At 70.3% G+C, this 19594-nt stretch carries 25 protein-coding genes and 2 pseudogenes; 11 read left to right on the top strand and 16 right to left on the bottom strand.

The window, feature by feature from the left end; genetic code table 11:
• Positions 1-71: 71 nt before the first annotated feature.
• Positions 72-1004 (top strand): LysR family transcriptional regulator, encoded by a 933-nt coding sequence (locus tag ACQ86J_RS31605; RefSeq protein ID WP_431268617.1) that lies wholly within the window; start codon positions 72-74, stop codon positions 1002-1004.
• Here the strand turns inward: ACQ86J_RS31605 and ACQ86J_RS31610 are convergent.
• The 7 genes and pseudogenes from ACQ86J_RS31610 to ACQ86J_RS31640 form a co-directional block, all read right to left on the bottom strand.
• Positions 982-2175 (bottom strand): DUF1688 family protein, encoded by a 1194-nt coding sequence (locus ACQ86J_RS31610; protein WP_431268618.1) that lies wholly within the window; start codon positions 2173-2175, stop codon positions 982-984. The genes ACQ86J_RS31605 and ACQ86J_RS31610 overlap by 23 nt on opposite strands.
• Before the next feature lie 8 nt (positions 2176-2183).
• The gene (locus ACQ86J_RS31615; RefSeq protein WP_431268619.1) at positions 2184-2462 is read right to left on the bottom strand and encodes a hypothetical protein; all 279 of its coding nucleotides are present in this window, start codon (positions 2460-2462) and stop codon (positions 2184-2186) included.
• On the bottom strand, positions 2435-3433 hold the full coding sequence (locus ACQ86J_RS31620) for a GTP cyclohydrolase II (protein WP_431268620.1): 999 nt from the start codon (positions 3431-3433) through the stop codon (positions 2435-2437). Before ACQ86J_RS31620 ends, ACQ86J_RS31615 begins: the two co-directional genes overlap by 28 nt.
• Positions 3434-3480: 47 nt before the next feature.
• A complete protein-coding gene (locus ACQ86J_RS31625; protein ID WP_431268621.1) occupies positions 3481-3942 on the bottom strand; it encodes a PaaI family thioesterase in 462 nt (153 codons plus the stop codon).
• Positions 3942-5531 (bottom strand): isocitrate lyase/phosphoenolpyruvate mutase family protein, encoded by a 1590-nt coding sequence (locus tag ACQ86J_RS31630; RefSeq protein WP_431268622.1) that lies wholly within the window; start codon positions 5529-5531, stop codon positions 3942-3944. Before ACQ86J_RS31630 ends, ACQ86J_RS31625 begins: the two co-directional genes overlap by 1 nt.
• 10 nt (positions 5532-5541) lie before the next feature.
• Positions 5542-6105 carry a tripartite tricarboxylate transporter substrate-binding protein gene (locus ACQ86J_RS31635; RefSeq protein ID WP_431272604.1) on the bottom strand — a complete coding sequence of 188 codons (564 nt, stop codon included), beginning with the start codon at positions 6103-6105 and terminating at the stop codon, positions 5542-5544.
• A pseudogene (locus tag ACQ86J_RS31640) lies at positions 6011-6514 on the bottom strand (Bug family tripartite tricarboxylate transporter substrate binding protein); the annotation flags it as partial. The pseudogene ACQ86J_RS31640 and the gene ACQ86J_RS31635, both read right to left, overlap by 95 nt.
• Before the next feature lie 105 nt (positions 6515-6619).
• Between ACQ86J_RS31640 and ACQ86J_RS31645 the strand changes: the two are divergent.
• The 3 genes from ACQ86J_RS31645 (at position 6620) to ACQ86J_RS31655 (ending at position 8398) form a co-directional block, all read left to right on the top strand.
• Complete coding sequence (locus tag ACQ86J_RS31645) at positions 6620-7021, top strand: nuclear transport factor 2 family protein (RefSeq protein WP_431268623.1); 402 nt, start codon at positions 6620-6622, stop codon at positions 7019-7021.
• Positions 7022-7295: 274 nt separating this feature from the next.
• Positions 7296-7757: a (2Fe-2S)-binding protein gene (locus tag ACQ86J_RS31650; protein ID WP_431268624.1), complete on the top strand. Its 462-nt coding sequence runs from the start codon at positions 7296-7298 to the stop codon at positions 7755-7757.
• A gap of 14 nt (positions 7758-7771) precedes the next feature.
• The gene (locus ACQ86J_RS31655) at positions 7772-8398 is read left to right on the top strand and encodes a molybdopterin cofactor-binding domain-containing protein (protein ID WP_431268625.1); all 627 of its coding nucleotides are present in this window, start codon (positions 7772-7774) and stop codon (positions 8396-8398) included.
• Positions 8399-8416: 18 nt separating this feature from the next.
• Here the strand turns inward: ACQ86J_RS31655 and ACQ86J_RS31660 are convergent, their stop codons facing one another.
• The gene (locus ACQ86J_RS31660) at positions 8417-8737 is read right to left on the bottom strand and encodes a hypothetical protein (RefSeq protein WP_431268626.1); all 321 of its coding nucleotides are present in this window, start codon (positions 8735-8737) and stop codon (positions 8417-8419) included.
• A 29-nt stretch (positions 8738-8766) separates the two neighbouring features.
• On the opposite strand from ACQ86J_RS31660, the gene ACQ86J_RS31665 reads away from it, so the two are divergent.
• The 5 genes from ACQ86J_RS31665 (at position 8767) to soxA (ending at position 11850) form a co-directional block, all read left to right on the top strand.
• Positions 8767-9960 carry a xanthine dehydrogenase family protein molybdopterin-binding subunit gene (locus ACQ86J_RS31665; protein WP_431268627.1) on the top strand — a complete coding sequence of 398 codons (1194 nt, stop codon included), beginning with the start codon at positions 8767-8769 and terminating at the stop codon, positions 9958-9960.
• Positions 9957-10385, top strand: a complete 429-nt coding sequence (gene soxX, locus ACQ86J_RS31670) for a sulfur oxidation c-type cytochrome SoxX (protein ID WP_431268628.1) — start codon at positions 9957-9959, stop codon at positions 10383-10385. The genes ACQ86J_RS31665 and soxX overlap by 4 nt, the downstream gene beginning before the upstream one ends.
• A complete protein-coding gene (locus ACQ86J_RS31675; protein ID WP_431268629.1) occupies positions 10378-10812 on the top strand; it encodes a SoxY-related AACIE arm protein in 435 nt (144 codons plus the stop codon). Before soxX ends, ACQ86J_RS31675 begins: the two co-directional genes overlap by 8 nt.
• 3 nt (positions 10813-10815) lie before the next feature.
• The gene (soxZ, locus tag ACQ86J_RS31680; RefSeq protein ID WP_431268630.1) at positions 10816-11136 is read left to right on the top strand and encodes a thiosulfate oxidation carrier complex protein SoxZ; all 321 of its coding nucleotides are present in this window, start codon (positions 10816-10818) and stop codon (positions 11134-11136) included.
• A gap of 90 nt (positions 11137-11226) precedes the next feature.
• Positions 11227-11850, top strand: coding sequence for a sulfur oxidation c-type cytochrome SoxA (gene soxA / locus ACQ86J_RS31685; protein ID WP_431268631.1), 624 nt, complete (start codon positions 11227-11229; stop codon positions 11848-11850).
• A 71-nt stretch (positions 11851-11921) separates the two neighbouring features.
• On the opposite strand, the gene ACQ86J_RS31690 is transcribed toward soxA, so the two are convergent.
• From ACQ86J_RS31690 to ACQ86J_RS31710, 5 genes are read right to left on the bottom strand one after another with little or no spacing between them, the layout of a single operon-like run.
• Complete coding sequence (locus ACQ86J_RS31690; protein ID WP_431268632.1) at positions 11922-13037, bottom strand: Ldh family oxidoreductase; 1116 nt, start codon at positions 13035-13037, stop codon at positions 11922-11924.
• A gap of 27 nt (positions 13038-13064) precedes the next feature.
• Positions 13065-13208, bottom strand: a complete 144-nt coding sequence (locus ACQ86J_RS31695) for a hypothetical protein (RefSeq protein WP_431268633.1) — start codon at positions 13206-13208, stop codon at positions 13065-13067.
• Between the two features lie 22 nt (positions 13209-13230).
• The gene (locus ACQ86J_RS31700; protein WP_431268634.1) at positions 13231-14043 is read right to left on the bottom strand and encodes a Bug family tripartite tricarboxylate transporter substrate binding protein; all 813 of its coding nucleotides are present in this window, start codon (positions 14041-14043) and stop codon (positions 13231-13233) included.
• The gene (locus tag ACQ86J_RS31705) at positions 14040-14951 is read right to left on the bottom strand and encodes a fumarylacetoacetate hydrolase family protein (RefSeq protein WP_431268635.1); all 912 of its coding nucleotides are present in this window, start codon (positions 14949-14951) and stop codon (positions 14040-14042) included. Before ACQ86J_RS31705 ends, ACQ86J_RS31700 begins: the two co-directional genes overlap by 4 nt.
• Before the next feature lies 1 nt (position 14952).
• Positions 14953-15834: a TauD/TfdA dioxygenase family protein gene (locus ACQ86J_RS31710; RefSeq protein ID WP_431268636.1), complete on the bottom strand. Its 882-nt coding sequence runs from the start codon at positions 15832-15834 to the stop codon at positions 14953-14955.
• Positions 15835-16122: 288 nt separating this feature from the next.
• Between ACQ86J_RS31710 and ACQ86J_RS31715 the strand changes: the two genes are divergently transcribed.
• On the top strand, positions 16123-16899 hold the full coding sequence (locus tag ACQ86J_RS31715; protein WP_431268637.1) for a tripartite tricarboxylate transporter substrate-binding protein: 777 nt from the start codon (positions 16123-16125) through the stop codon (positions 16897-16899).
• Positions 16896-18143 carry an NAD(P)/FAD-dependent oxidoreductase gene (locus ACQ86J_RS31720; protein ID WP_431268638.1) on the top strand — a complete coding sequence of 416 codons (1248 nt, stop codon included), beginning with the start codon at positions 16896-16898 and terminating at the stop codon, positions 18141-18143. The genes ACQ86J_RS31715 and ACQ86J_RS31720 overlap by 4 nt, the downstream gene beginning before the upstream one ends.
• On the opposite strand, the gene ACQ86J_RS31725 is transcribed toward ACQ86J_RS31720, so the two are convergent.
• The 3 genes and pseudogenes from ACQ86J_RS31725 to ACQ86J_RS31735 all read right to left on the bottom strand — a co-directional run.
• The gene (locus tag ACQ86J_RS31725; protein WP_431268639.1) at positions 18140-18337 is read right to left on the bottom strand and encodes a hypothetical protein; all 198 of its coding nucleotides are present in this window, start codon (positions 18335-18337) and stop codon (positions 18140-18142) included. The genes ACQ86J_RS31720 and ACQ86J_RS31725 overlap by 4 nt on opposite strands.
• Before the next feature lie 79 nt (positions 18338-18416).
• A complete protein-coding gene (locus ACQ86J_RS31730; RefSeq protein ID WP_431268640.1) occupies positions 18417-18989 on the bottom strand; it encodes an LLM class flavin-dependent oxidoreductase in 573 nt (190 codons plus the stop codon).
• A 115-nt stretch (positions 18990-19104) separates the two neighbouring features.
• Positions 19105-19460 (bottom strand): annotated as a pseudogene (locus ACQ86J_RS31735) (LLM class flavin-dependent oxidoreductase); the annotation flags it as partial.
• Positions 19461-19594: the final 134 nt, after the last annotated feature.

Consider the following 19594-nt stretch of genomic DNA (forward strand, 5'->3'; position numbering starts at 1 on the left):
AGAAAATGGCGGTTGCCGTGCCGGAGAAGAATGCGCTCCGATCGAAAGTCACAGTTCCCGGATCAGGAAGAATGGACCGACTGGACGAGATGCGGCTCTTCGTTGCGGCGCTGGAGGCCGGTAGCCTGGCCGCGGCCGGGCGGCGGCTCGGCCATTCGCCGCCGGCGATGACCCGGATGCTGGCTGCGATGGAGGAACGATTGGGCGTGCGGCTGCTGGAGCGCAGCACCCGCCGCCTGGCGCCGACCGAGGCCGGGCGGCGGCTCGCTGAGCATGCCCGCCGGCTACTGGCGGACTATGCCGAGGCCATGGCGGAGGCGGCGGGCGAGGGAACGGCACCGCGGGGTCGGCTGCGCGTCGCGGCGCCGCTGGTCTTTGGCCGCCTGCACGTCGCCCCGATCCTCACCGCCTTCCTCGCGGTGCAGCCCGAGGTGACGGCGGACCTGCAACTTGCCGATCGGAACGTGGACCTGCTGGAGGAGGCGATCGACGTCGCGCTGCGGATCGGCGTGCTGCGCGAGAGCGGAGTGGTGGCGCGGCGCGTCGGCAGCGTGCGGCGGCTGGTTGCGGCAAGCCCCGGCTATCTTTCAGCGCGCGGCATGCCGACTGTGCCGGAGGAACTGGCCGGGCACGACATCGTGCTGTTCCACAGCCGTGCGACGCCGCCGGAATGGCGCTTCACCGGGCCGGACGGGCGGGAGGTGACGCAACGGGTGGTGCCGCGCTTCGCGGTGAACGAAGCTGGCGCCGCGGTGGCGGCGGCCGTCGCCGGCCAAGGCTTGGTCAGTGCCCTGTCCTACCAGATGGCGGCTGAAGCTCGAGAGCGGTGCGCTGGTCCGGCTGCTACGGGATTGGGAGCCGCCGGCGCTGCCGGTCTCCCTGGTCTTTCCCTCGGCCCGCCTGTTGCCGCCGCGGGTCAGGGCTTTCCTGGATTTCGGCACGCCGAGGCTTGTGGCGCTGCCGGTGCTGCGGGACGAAGCCTCAGAACACCGTGCCATCGCTGATGATGCGTAGCGGCGGGCCACCATCGGCGCGGCGCTCGCCTGCCAGGCGCCGCCCGGCCCACCAAGTGCCGCCCTCCAACACGCAGGCGAGCGGGAAGTCGGCCGCCGAGAGCCCGAGCCGCGCCCGCACCAGAGGTGCGACGGCATCGAGCAGCGCGACGGTCAGCGCCCGCCACTCGACGACTAGGATATCGCCAGGCGCATGCCCGGCTTCGAACACCGCCGGGTCGCGCGGACGAATGACGCCCATGTCGAGGAAGAGACCGCCATTGCGGTATTCCGGCAGGCCGGTAAGGGCATCGATGCCGGTCACCCGCATACCCGCGAACTCCAGCGGCTCGATGAGCGAATAGGCCAGCCATTGCGAGAGCTTGTGGAAGGGGATCAGACCGGTGGTTGCATCAGCCCGGCGGATGCCCGGATGCCGCCAGCAGTCGCCGAGATTGACACCGGCCAGCGTCTCCCGGCCCGGCCAGATGGGCCCGAGATGTTGCAGCAGGGCGATCAGGATGCTGCGGGCGGGAAGTGCGCCGCCCTCAAGCTGCCCGGCCAGTCCGTCCACCAGGCCACTTGGCCGCGGCGTATCGGCCTGGCCGAACACCTCGGGCGCGGCGGCCAGCGTCGCGCCCAGCCGGCGCAGCAACGCGGCGCGGCCCTCGAGCCCGGTCAGCGGGTTGTCCGCGCGGACTTGCAGGCCCTGGCCGAGTTCCGCTGCCGTGACGGCGCAAAGGCGCGCGGCATCGGCGCGAGGCGAAACCCCGTCATCGGCGAAGGCGCCGGCGGCGAAGAGCGCCAGGCTGGCCATCGCCAAGCCTTCAGAGCGCGCATAGGTCCTACCCGTGGCGGCATCCCGGTAGCGCCAAGCCATGCCCGCCCCCGCATCGAGCAGGACGGAGACGATGGCCAGGTCGATCCGCGCCCGCAGCAGCGCCGCCGGCTCCCGCCCCTCACCACCCAGCGTCGCCGCCCCATCCGGCAGGAAATGCCGCCAGCGGGCATGGAAGGGCACCTTCAAATCCGGATAGTTCGTGCGCACGACCTCGGCGACGAGGTCGGCGGTCGCCGCCATCGCTTCCGGCTGCACCGTCCAGCCCTGCAGCCGGTTGTCGAGGCCGAGCGCGTAGAGTTCCTGCGACCGCTCCCGCACTGCCTCCGGCGTCAGCAGAGCCACCGCCGCAGTCACATCTCCCCCAGGGCGCGGCCCACAGTGCGCTTGAGGTCCTCGGCACTCGGCACCTCCGGCGCGTAGTAGCCGGCGGCCTTCTTCGCCTCCATCTCGACGCTCGCATCGGGTGGGATGCGGTTGCCGGGGATGGGCACGCGCTCGCCGATCTCGATGCCTTGCTCGACCATGGCGTCGTGCTTCATGTTGGACATGGAGACGAGGCGGTGGATCTTCGTGATCCCCAGCCAGTGCAGCACGTCCGGCATCAGCTGCTGGAAGCGCGCATCCTGCACGCCGGCGACGCATTCCGTGCGCTCGAAATAGGTGGCGGCCTGGTCGCCGCCCTCCTGCCGCTTGCGGGCGTTGTAGACGAGGAATTGGTCACCTCGCCCAGCGCCCGGCCTTCCTTGCGGTTGTAGACGACGAGGCCGACGCCGCCTTCCTGCGCCGCGCGCACGCTCTCCTCGATCCCGTGGATGAGGTAGGGGCGGCAGGTGCAGATGTCGGAACCGAAGACGTCGGAGCCGTTGCACTCGTCGTGCACCCGGCAGGTCAGCGGCACGCGGCGGTCGGCCAGATGCGACGGCTCGCCGAATATGTAGACCGTGATCCCGCCGATCGGCGGCAGGAAGACCGAGAGATCGGGCCGGGTGACGAGCTCCGGGTACATGCCGCCGGTCTGCTCAAACAAGGTGCGGCGCAGGCTGTGTTCCGCCACGCCGAAGCGCTCGGCGATGCCGGGCAACCACCAGACCGGGTCGATGGCCGCCTTGGTGACGGAGACGTCGCCGCCGGGATGCATCACCTGGCCATCCGGCTTCAGGTCGCCGGTCGAGATCAACGCGTTCAGCTCGGCCATGTTCAGCCGAGCCTTGGTGATGGCGATGGTCGGGCGGATGTCGATGCCCTCGCCGATCGCCTCGCCGAAGGCCTCCCCCACCACATGGCCCCAAGGGTCGAGCGAGACGATCTTGCCGGGCTCCGACCACTGCGGGTGTGGCCCGATCGCCGTCACGGGGTGGGTATTCGCCAGGTCCGGCCGCTGCAACGGCGACAGCGTGCCGGCGGAGACCGCCAGCGCACGATAGAGCGAATAGGACCCGCCATGGGTGCCGACCACGTTGCGGTCGCCTGGCCGGGTGACCGAACCGATCACCGGCCCGCGCTCCGCCGGGGTGGCAGCGGCCCAGTTGATCTGCCAGCGATGCGCCTGCTGGTCGGGATGCGAGGTCAGCCGGATATGACGGGGCTGGTTGATGCTCATGGCCGAAATGTCGGGCGGATGCTGCGGCGCGGCAAGTGCCATTGCCGCTAACTCTGCCCCTCCAGCAGCCGCCGCAGCCGGTCGAAGCGCGGGTCGGGGTCGCCGCCGAAGCGGAAGGTGCCGCTGGCCCGCAGCACCGGCACGCCCTCCGCGGTGACCAGGCATTGGCCGAACAGGGTGCTGCGGGTCACCGTCAGCACCTCCGGCCGCGCCTCCACCCAGGCACCTAGCGGGGCCGGCGCCAGGAAATCCGTGGTCAGCGACACCGTGACCAAAAAGCGGCTCAGCCGGGCGACGTAGTTGCAGCCGCCGGCCAGGACGATATCGGCAAAGCCGGCCAGCATGCCACCATGGCATTGCCCCACCGGGTTGCTGTGGCGCGGCTCGACCCGGAAGCCGATGGCGAGGCCTTCGCCCTCCGGCCTGGCCCAGAAGGGGCCGATCAGGCTGTTATAGATGCCGGGATCGTGCCCCGGCATCGGCACGAAGCCGGCAGGCGCTGGCGGCATCAGCAGCCGAGCTTATGGGCGAGGTCCTGGAAGTCCCGGCCGACCGCGTCCCAGGCCTCGCTCGGCTCGAGGTCGCCGCTCTGTCCCGGCCCGTGCTCAGTCGGCCGCGGCACGAAGGCGGTCGCCAGCCCGGCCATGCGCGCCGCCTTCAGGTCGCCGTTATGAGCCGCCACCAGGCAGAGCTCGTCGCGACGGATGCCGAGCACCTCGGCGGTGCGGATATAGGCCTCCGGCTGCGGCTTGTAGGCCTGCACCACCTCGGCGCCGAGGATGGCGTCCCAGGGGATGCCGGCGCGCTTCGCCATGTTGGTCATCAGCGCGATGTTGCCGTTCGACAGCGGCGCGATGATGAACTGCGCTTCAGGCGGGTCAGCCCCGCCACCGCCTCCGGCCAGGGGTCCAGCCGGTGCCAGGCGCGGTTCAGGTCGTCGAGCGCCGCCTCGCCGAGCTGGGCCGGGTCGATGCCGTGGTCCTGCAGCACGCCGTCCAGGTTCTCCCGGTGCAGCACGTCGAGCCGCGTCCAGGGCCGGCGGCCGCTGCGGCATTCCTCCATCGCCGGCTGGTAGCGGCGGCGCCAGGCATCTGCGAAGGCGCGCGGGTCGATGTCGCGCCGGCCGAGCTGCGCCAGCACCGGCGCGGCATCGCGGGCGATGCCCTCGCGCCAGTCGACCACGGTGCCGAAGACGTCGAAGACCAGGGCCTTCACGCTGTCGAAGCGGCTCACTTCGTATTCTCCTGCGCCCATTTGGCGTCGAAATCCCAGACCTCGGGAAGCCCATCAGCTCGGTCATCCGCTTGAAGCCGTAGCTCTCGCCGATCGCCGTGCTGTCGCCGGTGGCCTTCAGATGGGCGTAGGCCTTCTCCAGCGCCGCGGCAGCCGCGAGGAAGCCGATGGCCGGGTAGATCGCCATGCCGTAGCCGATTTCGGCCAGGCGCGCGGCGGGCAGGATGGGCGTGCGGCCGCCTTCCACCATGTTGGCCAGCAGCGGCTTGGTGATCGCCTTGCCGATCGCCTGCATTTCCGCCTCGCTCTCGGGGCTCTCGATGAAGATGACGTCGGCGCCGGCCGCCTCGAACATCCTGCCGCGGCGGATCGCCTCATCAAGGCCGAGCGTGGTGCGGGCATCGGTGCGGGCGACGATCAGGAAGTTGGGGTCCTTGCGGGCCTCGGCGGCGACGCGGATTTTCAGCACCATCTCCTCCGCCGGGATGACGCGGCGGCCGGGGGTGTGGCCGCATTTCTTCGGCATCTCCTGGTCCTCGAGCTGGATGCCGGAGACGCCCGCGGCTTCGTAGCCCATCACCGTGTGGCGGACGTTGAGCAGCCCGCCATAGCCGGTATCGGCATCGGCGATCACCGGCGTGCGGCAGCCACGCGCCATGGTGCCGACCCGGCCGACCATGTCGGTATAGGTGGCGATGCCGGCATCAGCGACGCCGAGATGGGATGCGACCGTCCCGAAACCGGTCACGTAGAGGCAATCAAAGCCCATGCCGTCCGCCACCTTGGCGGAGATCATGTCGAAGATGCCAGGGGCGACGACGAAGCGGCGCGCGGCGAAGGCGGCCTTGAGGCGCGGATCGGCCATGTCTGTTGTCCTACTGCTCTTTCTTGATGTGTCCCGCGGCGGCAGCCGCGGCCCAGAGCCGGTCCTCACGCTGCGCCGCCTGCATCAGGCCGGCGGCGGGGCGAAGGTCGGGCTCGATCCCCATGGCGGTGAAGCGTTGCTGCAGCGTGGGGTCGGCGAAGGCGCGCTTCAGCGCCTCCTGCAACCTGGCCACCACCGCCTCCGGCAGGCCGGCCGGGCCATAGAGCCCGACCCAGCCGGACAGGTCGAAATCCGCCACGCCCTGTTCCTGCGCCGTCGGGACATCCGGGAAGAAGGGCGTCCGCGTCGCAGTCGAGGCGGCGAGGACCCGCACCCGCCCGGTCTGCATGTGCGGCATGGCGCTGGCGGTGCTGGTCCAGCCGACCGGCAGGTGCCCCGCGACGATGTCGTTCATCAAGCTGGCCGCCGGAGCGGTACTGGACATCCGCCATCTCGACATTGGCGCGCCGCGCGAGTTCCTGCCCGATGAAGGAGGAGAGGCTTTCCGTGCTGCCGGTGCCGACCTTGCCGGGATTACGCCGCGCATAGTCCAGCATGGCGCGCAGGTCCGCATAGGGCTGCGCCGCGCCGGTCACCAGCACCATGGTGTTGCGCGACAGCAGCGCGACCGGGGTGAAATCCTTGATGGGGTCGTAGGGCAGGGAGGGCAGGAAGTAGCGGTTGGCGACATGGGTCGAGACCACGGCCATCAGGGTATGGCCATCCGGCTCCGCCCGCGCCACCACCTCCGAGCCGATGACGCCGGCGCCGCCGGCGCGGTTCTCCACCACCACGGGATGCGGCAGGGCGGGACGCAGCGCCTCGGCGATCGCCCGGGCCAGCAGGTCGGTGCCGCCGCCGGTGGCGTAGGGGACGATCAGCCGGATGGGCCGGGTCGGCCAGGTCTGCGCCAGGGCGGCCCGACGAGCGCAAGGCGCCAGCAGGGCGGGGACGGCCAGCAGACTGCGGCGGCCGAGTGGCATGGATCGTTCTCTCCCGGTTTGGCCGCGAGTATCGGGCGGTACGGCACGGATGCAAGGCCCCGGCTTCCATGCCAGGATGGGCGCGGGAGAGACGAGGAGAGACCCATGCCCGATGCCAGCGGCCGCCCCATGGCGGCCAGCGCCGTCGCCGAGATCGAGGCGGTGATCCAGACCTATTTCGACGGCCTCTACGAAGGCGATGCCGACAAGCTCGCCGCCGCCTTCCATCCGGTCAGCCACCTGTACTGCGAGAAGGATGGCGGCGTGGTGGACGTGCCGCGCGATGCGTGGTTCGAGGCGGTGCGGAAGCGCGAGAGCGCGGCGAGCAAGGGCCTCGAGCGCGACGACCGCATCCTGATGATGGATATCAGCGGGCCGGAGACCGCTTTCGTGAAGGTCGCCTGCCAGCTGCCGCCGCGCTACTTCACCGACTATCTGGTGCTGAACCGGACCAGCGAGGGCTGGCGGATCGTCAGCAAGATCTACCGCGCCGATATCCGCGAATAAGTGGTGGCCCGCGGCGCTCGGGCCATGCACCGGGCTGGCGGGCATGGCTCCGCAATAGGTCATGGGCCAGTCTGCCAATCGACCCGTTCCAGGTCCCTATGCCGCATCACGGTGCGGCGATGGTTGCGGGCCACGGTTTTCTCGGCTTGGCCATGGCCGATGCCCGGCCCGGTTTGATGCCGGTCGGGCGACCGACCCTACCGCCCGGTGCCGCATCTATCATATCCTCCACGCAAATAGCCCGCCCCGGCCGGGGCGTGTGGGGGTTCAAGCAATGGCCAAGCTGACCATCAACGGGCGCGTGCACGAGGTGCAGGTCGACCCCGAGACACCGCTGCTCTGGGTGATCTGCGAGCAGATCGGCCTGACGGGGACGAAATACGGCTGCGGCATTGCGCAATGCGGGGCCTGCACGGTGCATGTGGACGGGGTCGCCACGCGCTCGTGCTCCATGCCCGTCTCGGCGGTGACCGAGGCACAGAAGATTACCACGATCGAGGGCCTGTCGCCCGATGGCAGTCACCCCGTGCAGAAGGCCTGGGTAGCGCTGGACGTGCCGCAATGCGGATATTGCCAATCTGGCATGATCATGGCTGCGGCTGCGCTGCTGGCCGAGACGCCGAAGCCCTCGGTCGAGGACATCCGCACCGGCATGACCAATATCTGCCGCTGCGGCACCTACAACCGGGTCCAGGCCGCCATCCAGCAGGCGGCCGGCACCGGCGCGGCCGGCTGAGGGGGAGCGCCACCATGAACGCGATCGCACCGCTCTCCCGCCGCGGCTTCCTCTCCGTCTCGGCCGCCGCCGGCGCCTTCACCCTCGGCATCCGCGCGCCGCTGGCCCAGACCACGGCGCTGCCCGGCGCGACCTCCGGCGGCGTCCCGGAGATCAACGCCTGGGTTGTCGTCAAGCCTGACGACACCGTCGTCATCCGCATCGCCCGATCGGAGATGGGACAGGGCACGCTGACCGGCCTCGCCCAGCTCGTCGCCGAGGAACTGGATTGCGACTGGGCCAAGGTCACCACCGAATACCCGACGCCCGGCCAGAACCTGGCGCGCAACCGCGCCTGGGGCGATTTCTCGACCGGCGGCAGCCGCGGCATCCGGGAATCCAACGAATATGTCCGCAAGGGCGGCGCGGCGGCGCGGATGATGCTGGTGCAGGCCGCCGCCAATGCCTGGGGCGTGCCGGCCGGCGAGTGCCGCGCGGCGAGGAGCGTCGTCACCCACACGGCCTCCGGCCGCACCGCGACCTATGGCAGCCCTGGCCGTCACGGCGGCGAAGCTGGCGCCGCCGGCCAACATCGCGTTGAAGGACCCGAAGGATTGGAGCATCGCCGGCAAGCCGCTGCCACGCCTCGACACGGTGGATAAGACCACCGGCAAGCAGATCTACGGCGCCGACCTGAGGCTGCCGGGCATGCTCAATGCCTCGATCCGCGACTGCCCGGTCTTCGGCGGCAAGCCGAAAGGTTTCGACGAGGCTGCGGCGATGGCCCGGCCCGGCGTGAAGAAGGTGGTCCGGGTCGGCGAGAGCGCCGTCGCCGTGGTCGCCGAGACCTGGTGGCAGGCGAATACCGCGCTCGACGCGCTGAAGATCGAATGGGATGCCGGGCCGAACCAGGCCGTCTCGCAGGCGACCATCGACGCGACGCTGAAGGAGGGGCTGGGTGCCACGGAGGCCTTCGTCGGCAACAAGGCGGGCGACGCCAACGGCGGCGCTGCCCAAGGCGGCGAAGACGGTGGAGGCGACCTACACCTTCCCCTTCCAGAACCACGCGACGATGGAGCCGATGAACGCGACCGCGGTCTGGACCGCGGATCGCTGCGAGGTCTGGTGCCCGACCCAGAACGGCGAGGCGTCGCTGGCCGCCGCCGCCGAGGCGGCCGGTCTGCGCCCGGCACAATGCGAGGTGCACAAGGTGCTGCTCGGCGGCGGCTTCGGCCGGCGCGGCTGGCAGGACTATGTCCGCCAGGCGGTCGCCATCGCCAAGGAACTGCCGGGCACGCCGGTGAAGCTGCTGTGGTCGCGTGAGGAGGACATGCTGCATGGCCGCTACCACCCGATCACTGCCTGCAAGCTGACCGCGGGTCTGGATGCGCAGGGCGATCTCGACAGCCTGCACATGCGCATCTCCGGCCAGTCCATCATCGCCGGCATCGCGCCGCAGATGCTGCAGGGCGGCGCCGATAGCCGGGTCTTCCAAGGTCTGAATCCTGGCGGGGCGGAAGGCGCCTTCGGCTATGCCGTGCCGAACCTCCTCATCGACCACGCGATGCGGAACCCGCATGTGCCTCCGGGTTTCTGGCGCGGCGTGAACGTGAACCAGAACGCAGTCTACATGGAATGCTTCATCGACGAGGTGGCGCATGCCGCCGGCCGCGACCCGCTGGAGTTCCGCCGTGCCCTCCTCAAGGGCAGCCCGAAGCACCTGGCCGTGCTGAATGCGGTGGCGGAGAAGGGTGGCTACGGAACGCCGGCGCCGGCTGGCCGGCATCGCGGCCTGGCGCAGATCATGGGCTATGGGAGCTATGTCGCGGCCTGCGCCGAGGTCTCCGTCTCCCCGGCCGGGGAGGTGACGATCCACAAGATCACCGCGGCGACGGATTGCGGCCACGCCGTCAACCCGCAGCAGATCGCGGCGCAGATCGAGGGCTCCTTCGCCTATGGTCTGACGGCGATGCTCTATGGCGAATGCACCGTGAAGGACGGTGCGATGGAGCAGGCCAATTTCGACACCTACCCGATCATGCGCCTGGCGGAGATGCCGGCGGTGGAGAGTATCGTCATGCCCTCCGGTGGTTTCTGGGGCGGCGTCGGCGAGCCGACCATCGCGGTCGCGGCGCCGGCGGTGCTGAATGCGATCTTCGCCGCCACCGGCAAGCGGCGGGTGCGGCAGCTGCCGTTGAAGCACGCCGACCTGCGGAGGGCGTGAGGCGGATCCTCGCGGCGCTCCTCCTCCTCCTGCTCGGGGGCGGAGCGGCCGCGGAGCCGGTGGTGGTGGGCGATGGCATCCCAGCCTCGCTCACCGGTGCGCCGGGCGACCCGGCGCGCGGCCGGGCCATCGTGCTGGATCGGCAGCGCGGGCTCTGCCTTCTCTGCCACAGTGGCCCTTTCCCGGAGGAGCGGTTCCAGGGCGACCTGGCACCCAGCCTGACCAGGGCCGGGTCCCGGCTGACCGAGGCGCAATTGCGCCTGCGGATGGTGGATGGACGGCGGTTGAACACCGACACCATCATGCCTTCCTATTTCAGCCTGGAGGGGCTGGTGCGCGTCGGCCGCGCCTGGCAGGGCCGCACGGTGCTGACCGCGGAGGAGATCGAGGATGTCGTCGCCTTCCTGGCCACGCTGCGTGACTGACCGTCGGGCGCTGCTCGGCGGGCTGCTGGCGATCACCCTGGTGCGGCCGGTGGGGGCGACGCCGGAGGCGCTGGGAGAGGCGATCCTCGACTTCACCAAGGGCGTCGCGCCGCGGCCCGGCGGCGTCGTGCTCGATATCCCCCCGCTGGTCGAGAACGGCAATACCGTACCGGTCTCGGTCGAGGTGGAGAGCCCGATGACCGAGGCCGAGCACGTCCGCGCCATTGGCCTGTTCAACGAACGCAACCCGCTGCCGCATGTGCTGACTGCGAAGCTCGGTCCCTGGTCCGGCGCGGCGCGGATCGGCACGCGCATCCGCCTGTCCAATACCCAGCGCCTGGTGGCCGTCGCGGCCTTGAGCGATGGCAGCTACCGCTTCGGCGAGGCGCAGGTGATCGTCACCCTCGCCGCCTGCGTGGAGGGCTGAGCCATGGCGCGCACGCTGCTTCGGGTTCCCGCCACTGCGACGCGCGGCGAGGTGGTGGAGATCCGCACGTTGATCCAGCATCCGATGGAGACCGGGTTCCGATCCGGCGAGAACGGCAGAATGCTGGAGCGCGACATCATCCGACGGTTCACCTGCCTCTACAACAATCGCCCGGTCTTCGAGGCGGAGTTGCATCCGGCGATCGCCGCCAACCCATACCTGACCTTCAGCTTGCGCGTGGAGGAGAGCGGCATCCTCGCCTTCACCTGGGAGGGCGACAACGGCTTCTCGCAGACCGAGACCCGCGCGCTGACGGTGGCATGAGGCGACTGGCGGCCGCGGCGCTGGCGGCGCTGACGCTGGGGGCCGCGCCGCGCTCGGGCTTCGAGACGATGACGCCGGAGGCTGCAGGCGATGCAGCGCGACGACCTGGCCAATCCCGGCATGCTCTATGTCGCGGAAGGCGAGGCCGTGTGGGACCGGGAGGGCTGCGGATCCTGCCACACGGCCGCCGCCATGCGCGGCGTTGCGGCGCGCTACCCCGCGCTCGACGCGGCGAGCCAGGCGCCGACCGACCTGACCGGCCGCATCGCCCAGTGCCGGGAGACGCGGCAGGGCAAGCCGCCGTTGCCGCGCGAAGGCGCGCCGATGCTGGCTCTGACCGCCTTCGTCGCGCACCAGTCGCGCGGGATGCCGCTGCAGCCCGACCCGCGGCTGGACGAGGCTCGGCGGCAGGGCGAGGCGCTGTTCCGCGAGCGGCGCGGCCAGCTCAACCTGTCCTGCGCGCAGTGCCACGACGACAATGCCGGCCGCAAGCTGGCCGGCAGCACCATCCCCGAGGGGCATGCCAACGGCTATCCGCTCTACCGCCTCGAATGGCAGGGACTGGGATCGCTGCAGCGCCGGCTGCGCAATTGCATCGCCGGCGTCCGGTCGGAGCCTTACCCGCCCGGCGCGCCGGAATACGTCGCGCTCGAGGCCTATCTGGCGCAGCGCGCCCGCGGGCTGGTGGTGGAGACGCCCGCGGTGCGGCCTTAAGGCCGCAGGCAGGTCCACAAAAAGCAGAGACAGGATTTGGGAAGAAAACGCATTTTCCTCCCCGAACATCCTCAGTTGTTCGGCCGCAGCAGATAGGGCGCACCCGACCTTTCGCAGATGCCGCGGATCAGCTCGTCCAGCGTATCCGGCACCGGCACGCCCTCGGCCAGCCGCTTGGCGCGCATGATGTCCTCCGGCTCGCCTGGAACCAGCACCGGCTCGGCCGGGTCGGCGGGCGGCGTCGCGTGCAGCACGTCGAGGATGTCGTCGAGGTCGCCCTCGAAGGCGCTTTCCTCGCGGAAGGCCTTGGGGTCGAGCGCCAGGAAGAAGTGGCCGATATTCTGCGGCTGGTCCGGCGTCCAGGTGCGCTTGTGGATCGGCGAAAAGGCGGCGCCGACCAGCGTACCGCCCAGAATATGGACCAGCATCGCCAGGCCATAGCCCTTGGCGCTGCCCTGGTTCTCGATCCCGCCCAGCGGCGTGATACCGCCCTCCTTCCGCTCGAAGACATAGGCATTGCCCTCGTGCGGGTCGGTGATGGTCTGCCCGGCGCCGTCCACCACCCAGCCGGGCGGCAGCGGCGCGTCGTTCAGGTGGTGCACCTTCACCTTGCCGGCGGCAACGGTCGTGGTCGCCATGTCCAGCACGAAGGGCGGGTTGCGCTTCGCGGGGGCGGCGAAGGCCAGCGGATTGGTCCCCAGCACCGGCATGGCGGCGCGCGTCGGCACCATGGTGATGCCCTGGGCCGAGCTGGTCACCATGCCGATCACGCCGCGCGCCGAGGCGATGCGGGCATAGGCGCCGGCGGCGCCGAAATGGTGGCTGTTCACCACGCCGACCACGCCGATCCCATGGGCAAGCGCCTTGTCTACCGCCATGTTCATAGCCAGCGCCGACACCGGATGGCCGAGGCCGTTGCCGGCATCGAGCAACGCGGTCGGCCCGGTATCTCGGACGACGCGCGGCTGCGCCTGCATCTGCAGCCGTCCGGCCTTCACCCCTTGCTCATAGGTCATCAGCATGGAAAGGCCGTGGCTGTCGACCCCCATCAGGTCGGTCTCGACCATGACATCCGCGGTGGTCCTGGCGTGGTCGTCCGGCATGCCCCAGGCGGTCAGGATGGCGTGGATCTGCGCCCGGATGCTCTCGGCCGGCACGGGCCGGCCGCTGGTGACGTTCTTGGCCATGGGTTTCGTCTTTTTCCTTGAAGCGGTTCAGTCGACGCGGGCGCCGGTCGCCTTCACGATCGGCACCCAGCGGTCGATCTCGCTGGCGATGAAGGCGCGGGTCTTCTCAGGCGTCATGCCCTCGGGAATGGTGTTGCCGAGCTGCAGCAGCCGGTCGCGCACTGCCGGCACATGCAGCGCCTCGGCGATCTGCTCATACAGGAACTGCCGGATCGGCAGGGGTGCCGAGCGTCGTGCTCCAGGGCGTCCAGGTGGTTGCCTGGTATTCCGGCAGCCCAGCCTCGGCGCTGGTCGGCACCTCGGGTGCCATGGGCGAACGCTCGGGCGTGGCGATGACGATGCCACGCACCGTGCCGGCCTTGAAGTGGTCCGAGAGGAAGGAGATCGTGTCGGCCTGGAAGGCGGTGCGCCCCGCCGCCAAGTCGGTGAAGGCGGCGGCCGAGCCGCGATAGGGCACGTGCTGCGCCTGCACGCCAAGCAATTGCACCAACATGGCGCCGGCGATATGCCCGGTGGTGCCGTTGCCGGAGGAGCCGTAGTCGTACTTGCCCGGATTGGCCGCCAGCAACGCCCGGAACTCGGCCAGCGTCTTCACGCCAAGGCTCGGCTGCACCGCGACGGCAATGGCCGAATGGCTGGAGATCGTCACATGATCAACGCCGGTCAGCGGATGCACCCGCAGCCGTTCGCCATAGAGGCCTACGTTCAGCGTATGCGACCCCAGCGCTCCGACTAGCAGCGTATAGCCATCGGGCGGCGTCGCCGCGACCGTCTCGAAGGCCACGGTGCCGCCACCGCTCGGCCGGTTCTCCACCACGAATTGCTGGCCGAGCTGCGCCGAAAGCTGCGACGCCACCAGCCGCGCGTTGAGGTCGGCATTGCCACCTGGGGCGAGCGCCACGACGATCCGCACCGGCCGGTTCGGGTAGTCGGTGCCTGGCGCCTTCGGCTGTGCGGCAGCGGTGCCGGCCAGCGCCAGAAGCAGCGCCAGCGTGCGGGCGATCATGCCGGGCCTCCCATCGAATGTTCGAGCACGCCGACCTTCTCCACCTCCAGCCGCAGCCGGTCGCCCGGCTTCAGGTAGACCGGCGGGCTGCGAAAATGCCCGACGCCTGCCGGCGTGCCGGTGGCGATCACGTCGCCGGGGTGCAGCGCCACGAACCGGGACAGCCAGGCGATCAGCGTGGCGACCGGGAATATGAGGTCGCGCGTGTTGCCGTGCTGCACCTCCTTTCCATTCAGCTGACAGGTCAGGTCGAGTGCCCAGGGCTCTCCCACCTCCTCCGCCGTGGCGATCCAGGGCCCCATCGGGCAGAAGCCGTCGAGGCCTTTGCCGAAGCTGGTCATCCCGATCGGGTGGTCGAATTGCAGCGCGCGATCGGTCAGGTCGTTCAGCACGGTGTAGCCAGCGACGTGATCGAGCGCCTGGCCTTCGCTGACCTGCCAGGCGGTGCGGCCGATGACCACGGCCAGTTCCACCTCCCAGTCGGGCTTCAGCGCCGCGGCGGGGATGCGCACCACATCGCCCGGGCCGCTGACCGAGGAGGTCGGCTTGAGGAAGATGCGCGGCGCGGCCAGCTTCGGGCCGCCGACCTCCTTGGCATGGTCGGCATAGTTGCGCCCGACGCCGAGAATCTTGCCGGGCAGCAGCGGCGCCCGCAGCCGCACGCCGGACAGGGGCCGCCGTAGCGCCGCGTTCTCCGGCCGGGCGGCGAAGGCCAGCGCACGAGCGGCCTGCACCATGGCTGCCTCGCCGGCGGCCAGCAGCCCCAGCATGTCACTGGGCAGCACCAGCGGCGGCTCGCCCGCCGCGGCGCGGGCGGCATCAAGCGCCGGCTGGAATCCCACGACGCTCTCGCCAAGCACGGCGCCGATGCGCTCGGCATCCACGGCCTGAAAGGTGACCAGCTTCATCTCAGGCGGCCAACGCGGCATAATCGCGCGTTGCCATTACCTGCACCCGCAGGATGTATCGCGGCTCGTCCGGCCCGTAATCGGCGGCGGCGTTGTGGACCGTGCCGATATTGTCCCACATCAGCAGGTCACCAGGCGTCCAGGCGTGGCTATACAGGTATTTCTCCTGTGCCTGGTGCCGGAACAGGTATTCCAGCATTGCGTCGCTCTCGGCGGGCTCCAGGCCCTCGATCCGCGTGGCATAGCCGGGGTTGCAGTACAGCACGCGGCGACCGGTGATCGGGTGGATGCGGAAGATCGGCTGCGGCACCGGCGGCTTCTTCGCCCGCTGCTCCGGCGTCAGCGGCTTGCGGATACTGCCCGGGCGGGTGCGCATCACCTCCCAGAATTTCTCGAAATCATGGATGGCGACTCGACCTTCGAGCCGCTGCACCACCTCGGCCGGCAGGTCGTCATAGGCCGCGTGCATGTTGCGAAACTGGGTGTCGCCCAGCGGCCTGCCGTCCCGCATCGGGATGGTCTTCGCATGCAGCGCATTGGCCAGGGCGATGTCGTGCGAATAGGACATGTCGGTGTGCCAGCCCTGGCCGGCATCGTGCAGGCCGAGAGGCTTTCCCTCCGCATCCTTCATGTTCGAGAGGATCATTACCTCCGGATGGTCCGGCGCATGGAACAGGTTGGCGACGTTCACCTCGAGCTCGCCGAAGCGGCTGCCGAATTCGGCCAGGTGTGCGGCCTGCATGTTCTGACCCGGGAAGCACAGCACGCCATACTGCCCGAGCGCGCGCAGCACGGTGCGGAAATCCGGGTCCGTCAGCGGCGCCGCCAGGTCGATGCCCTCGACCCGCGCGCCCAGCCCGGCATTGTTCGGCGTGATGCGCATCGTTGTTTCCTCCAGGAGCCGGAGAGTCGGCAGCACCCGCCCGCGGTCAAGCTTGCGCGCCGCGCGGCAGCGCCGCAGCATTGGCGCAACAAGGGGAGGCGCGGATGGTCAGGTTCGGGCGGCGGGCCATGCTGGGGATGGCGCTGGCGGCGCCGGCGCTGGCCGCGACGGACTATCCCAGCCGCCCGGTGCGCCTGGTCGTCGGCTACCCGGCCGGCGGCAGCACCGACCTCGTCCGCGCGGCTGCTGGCGGAGCGGCTGTTCCGCGCCTGGGGCCAGCCGGTCACGGTGGAGAACCGCGGCGGTGCGGCCGGAACGCTCGGCGCCGACCTGGTCGCCAAGGCCGCGCCCGATGGCTACACGCTGCTGGTCGGCGCCTCGGCCGAAATGGCCATCGCCCGCGCGGTGATGCGCGCCATCCCCTACCAGCCGGAGGATTTCGCGCCGGTCGCCCTGCTGACCGAGCAGCCCTTCCTGGTGCTGGTGAATGCCGCCCTGCCGGTGCGCAACCTTGCCGAACTGGTCGCACTGGCGCGGAAGCAGCCGGGCAGGCTCAACTACGCCTCGCACGGCACCGGCACGGCGAACCACCTGCTGACCGAGCTGCTGCGGGTCGAGACCGGCATCGCCATCACCCACATCCCCTATCGCGGCGGCGGGCCGGCGATGACCGACCTCGTATCCGGCCAGGTGCAGATGCTGCTCGATGTCATTCCCTCCGCCTTGCCGCACCTGCTGTCCGGCCGGGTGCGCGCGCTGGCGCTCTGCCGCGCCACGCGCTCCGCCACCCTGGCCGAGGTGCCGACCACGGCGGAGGCCGGCTTTCCCTTCCTGGCCGGCAGCACCTGGTCCACGCTGGTCGCGCCGGCGCGCACGCCGGACCCAGTGCTGGCGCGCATCGGCGAGACCGTCCAGGTGGCGATGCGGGAGGCCCTGACCGACGCCTTCCGCGAGCGCGGGCTGGAGCCGCTGGGCGGCGATGCGGCCGCCGCGCGCGCCTTCATCGCGGCGGAACAGGCGAAGTGGCAGCGCATCGCCACCCGCACGGGCGTGCAGCCGGAATGAGCCAGCGGATCATCGTCGTCGGCGCCGGCATCGTCGGGCTTTGCGTCGCCTGGCACCTGGCGCGTTCCGGCGCCGCGGTCACGGTGCTGGATGGGGCGGCGCCAGGCAGCGGCGCGTCGTCCGGCAATGCGGGCGCGATCAGCGCGGGCTCGGTCGCGCCGCTCGCCATGCCGGGCGTGCTGAAGCAGGTGCCGGGCATGCTGCTGGACCCGGCCGGCGCGCTGCATATCCCGCCGGGCTATGCGCTGCGTGCCGCGCCCTGGCTGATGCGCTTCGTCGCCAGCGCCCGTCCCGCCCGCGTCGCCGCCATTGCCGAGGCGCTGTCCGGCCTGCTCGGCAATGCGATGGAGGAGCACCGGCGGATCCTGGCGGAGGAAGGCGCGCTCGACCTGATCCGGGAGACCGGGCAGCTTTATCTCTACCGGGACCGCGCCCAATACGCGAAGGACGCCGGCGGCTGGGCGCTGCGGCAGCAGCACGGCATGCGGATCCAATTCCTCGAGGGTGGCGAGGCGATCCGTGAGCTCGAGCCGGACATGCGGGGCGACTACGCGCTCGGCCTGCTGATCCGCGAGCAGGGCAGCAGCGTCAATCCGCAGCGGCAGGCAGAGGTGGTGGCGCGCGGCGTGGAACGGCTGGGCGGCATGATCCGGCGGGAGGCGGTACGGGCGCTGCTGACCGAGGGCGGCCGGGTGGCCGGCGTGGCGACGGCGGCCGGCCCCATCGCCGCGGACCAGGTGGTGCTGGCGGCCGGCGCCTGGTCGGCCCGGCTGCTGGCGCCGCTCGGCCTACGCGTCCCGCTCGAGACCCAACGCGGCTACCATGTCATGCTTCCGGATGCGGGCATCACGTTGCAACGCCCCGTAGTGCCGGCCGACCGGAAGGCCTTCATCTCCCCCATGGAGGGCGGCCTGCGCGTCGCCGGCACGGTGGAGTTCGGCGGGCTGGACGCGCCGCCGACGTCGCGCCGGGGGGCGCTGCTGCTGGAAGACCTGCTGAAGGCCTTCCCTCAGGCCCGGACGGACGGCGCCGCGGGCCATTGGATGGGCCACCGCCCCTGCCTGCCGGACAGCCTGCCGGTGCTGGGGCCAGTGAAATCCTGGCCCGGCTTGTGGTGTGCTTTCGGGCATGGCCATCTCGGCCTGACCGGGTCGGCGCCAACCGGGGCGCTGCTGGCGCGGGCCATGCTCGGCCCGGCACCGAACCAGAACCTGATGCCCTTCGCGGTGGAGCGCTTCGGCTAGCGGCTCGGCGTGGTCAGGTAGCCCTGCTGCCGCGACCAGACCGTGCCGCCCGTGCTGATGGTCCCGGTCGCCTGATTCTTCTGGGCGTCGCCGGTGATGGTGTCCGGCATGCCGGAATACCGCGCGCCGGGCTGGATGCCGCCCGGGCCGCAGGCCCCGAGCAGCAGCAACAGTCCAAGGCAGGTCATTCGCATTGTCGTTCTCCCGGCAGGTACGGCAGCGACAACGCGACCGGCCGCGGCGGGATTGCCGCCGCGGCCATCTCTATGGGCGTTATTGTGCGGCGGCCAGCGTCGCCACCGGCGGCTGCGGCACTAGGTGCTTCACCCTGGGCATCACCTCCTCCTGGATCAGCCGCAGCGAATTGCGCCAGGCGCCGGGATTCTCGAGGTAATCGAAGCCGAAGACGCAGAGCTGGCCGAAGCCGCCGACATCCTCGTAGATCTGCTCCAGCTTCTCGGCGACCGTCGCGGGCGAGCCGACCAGCCAGTTCCGCTTGGCGCAGTAGTCCACGGTGACGTCGCTGTCCGGCACGTCCGGATGGTGCTTGAGGTACTCCTTGAAGCCGAAATCCGACAGCAGAGGCAGGAAGTACTCGCCCATCATGCGGCCCATCATGCCGCCGACCGAAAGCCGCCAGGCTTCCTCATCCGTGTCGGCGACGAAGATCTCCCGCACCAGGCGCCAGTCGTTCCGGTTGGCGGTCCGGCCGCCCTTGCGCGCGCCGGCCTCGACGCTGTCCCAATGGCTTCGGACATAGCCAGGGTTGAGGTTGAGGCTCATCGGCAGGAAGCCGTGCTCGCCGGCCATCTTCAGCGTGTCGGAGTTCTTCGACAGCCCGGCCACGCCGATCGGCGGATGTGGCGCCTCGCAGCGGCTTCAGGTGCGGCTTGAGGAAGCCGAACATCGTGTCCGGCTTGTCGACCTTCCAGAACTTCCCCTCGTAGTGGAAGGGCTCGTCCGAAGACCACATCTTCAGGATGATGTCGAGCGCCTCGCGCGTCATGTCGCGATCTGCGCCGGACATGCCGTCGACGTTGAACATCGCCCAGTCGCTCGGCAGGCCGCTGGCGGCGATGCCGAAATCCAGCCGCCCCCCGACAGGTGGTCGAGCATGGCGACACGGTTGGCGAGCTTCGCCGGGTGGTGGTAGGGCAGCAGGAAGCCGCCGGGGCCGAGCCGGATGCGGCTGGTCTGCAACATCGCCTGCGCCAGCAGCAGGTCGGGCGCCGGATGCGGCTCCCAGGGCGCGGTATGGTGCTCGCCGATCCAGACCTCCGAGAAGCCAAGCTCGTCGAGCCAGCGGATAGTCTGCAAGTCCCAGTCATGGCCTTCCTTCAGGCCCCGCTCGGGGGATGGGAAGGCATGGAAAAATAGCCGAATTCCATCGGGCCGTCCTCCTCTGCCCGGGTTTGGCCCCGGTTGCGAGCCGATGCTCGCCCCGGTTGCCG

It is taken from the genome of Dankookia sp. P2 (assembly GCF_050632255.1).
Taxonomy (GTDB): domain Bacteria; phylum Pseudomonadota; class Alphaproteobacteria; order Acetobacterales; family Acetobacteraceae; genus Paracraurococcus.

Coding starts and splice junctions, on each gene's coding strand:
- ACQ86J_RS31605 (WP_431268617.1), top strand. CDS start 72: ATGGACCGACTGGACGAGATGCGGCTCTTCGTTGCGGCGCTGGAGGCC.
- ACQ86J_RS31620 (WP_431268620.1), bottom strand. CDS start 3,433: ATGAGCATCAACCAGCCCCGTCATATCCGGCTGACCTCGCATCCCGAC.
- ACQ86J_RS31625 (WP_431268621.1), bottom strand. CDS start 3,942: ATGCCGCCAGCGCCTGCCGGCTTCGTGCCGATGCCGGGGCACGATCCC.
- ACQ86J_RS31630 (WP_431268622.1), bottom strand. CDS start 5,531: ATGGCCGATCCGCGCCTCAAGGCCGCCTTCGCCGCGCGCCGCTTCGTC.
- ACQ86J_RS31635 (WP_431272604.1), bottom strand. CDS start 6,105: ATGCGGACCTGCGCGCCATGCTGGACTATGCGCGGCGTAATCCCGGCA.
- ACQ86J_RS31645 (WP_431268623.1), top strand. CDS start 6,620: ATGCCCGATGCCAGCGGCCGCCCCATGGCGGCCAGCGCCGTCGCCGAG.
- ACQ86J_RS31650 (WP_431268624.1), top strand. CDS start 7,296: ATGGCCAAGCTGACCATCAACGGGCGCGTGCACGAGGTGCAGGTCGAC.
- ACQ86J_RS31655 (WP_431268625.1), top strand. CDS start 7,772: ATGAACGCGATCGCACCGCTCTCCCGCCGCGGCTTCCTCTCCGTCTCG.
- soxZ (WP_431268630.1), top strand. CDS start 10,816: ATGGCGCGCACGCTGCTTCGGGTTCCCGCCACTGCGACGCGCGGCGAG.
- soxA (WP_431268631.1), top strand. CDS start 11,227: ATGCAGCGCGACGACCTGGCCAATCCCGGCATGCTCTATGTCGCGGAA.
- ACQ86J_RS31690 (WP_431268632.1), bottom strand. CDS start 13,037: ATGGCCAAGAACGTCACCAGCGGCCGGCCCGTGCCGGCCGAGAGCATC.
- ACQ86J_RS31700 (WP_431268634.1), bottom strand. CDS start 14,043: ATGATCGCCCGCACGCTGGCGCTGCTTCTGGCGCTGGCCGGCACCGCT.
- ACQ86J_RS31705 (WP_431268635.1), bottom strand. CDS start 14,951: ATGAAGCTGGTCACCTTTCAGGCCGTGGATGCCGAGCGCATCGGCGCC.
- ACQ86J_RS31710 (WP_431268636.1), bottom strand. CDS start 15,834: ATGCGCATCACGCCGAACAATGCCGGGCTGGGCGCGCGGGTCGAGGGC.
- ACQ86J_RS31720 (WP_431268638.1), top strand. CDS start 16,896: ATGAGCCAGCGGATCATCGTCGTCGGCGCCGGCATCGTCGGGCTTTGC.
- ACQ86J_RS31725 (WP_431268639.1), bottom strand. CDS start 18,337: ATGCGAATGACCTGCCTTGGACTGTTGCTGCTGCTCGGGGCCTGCGGC.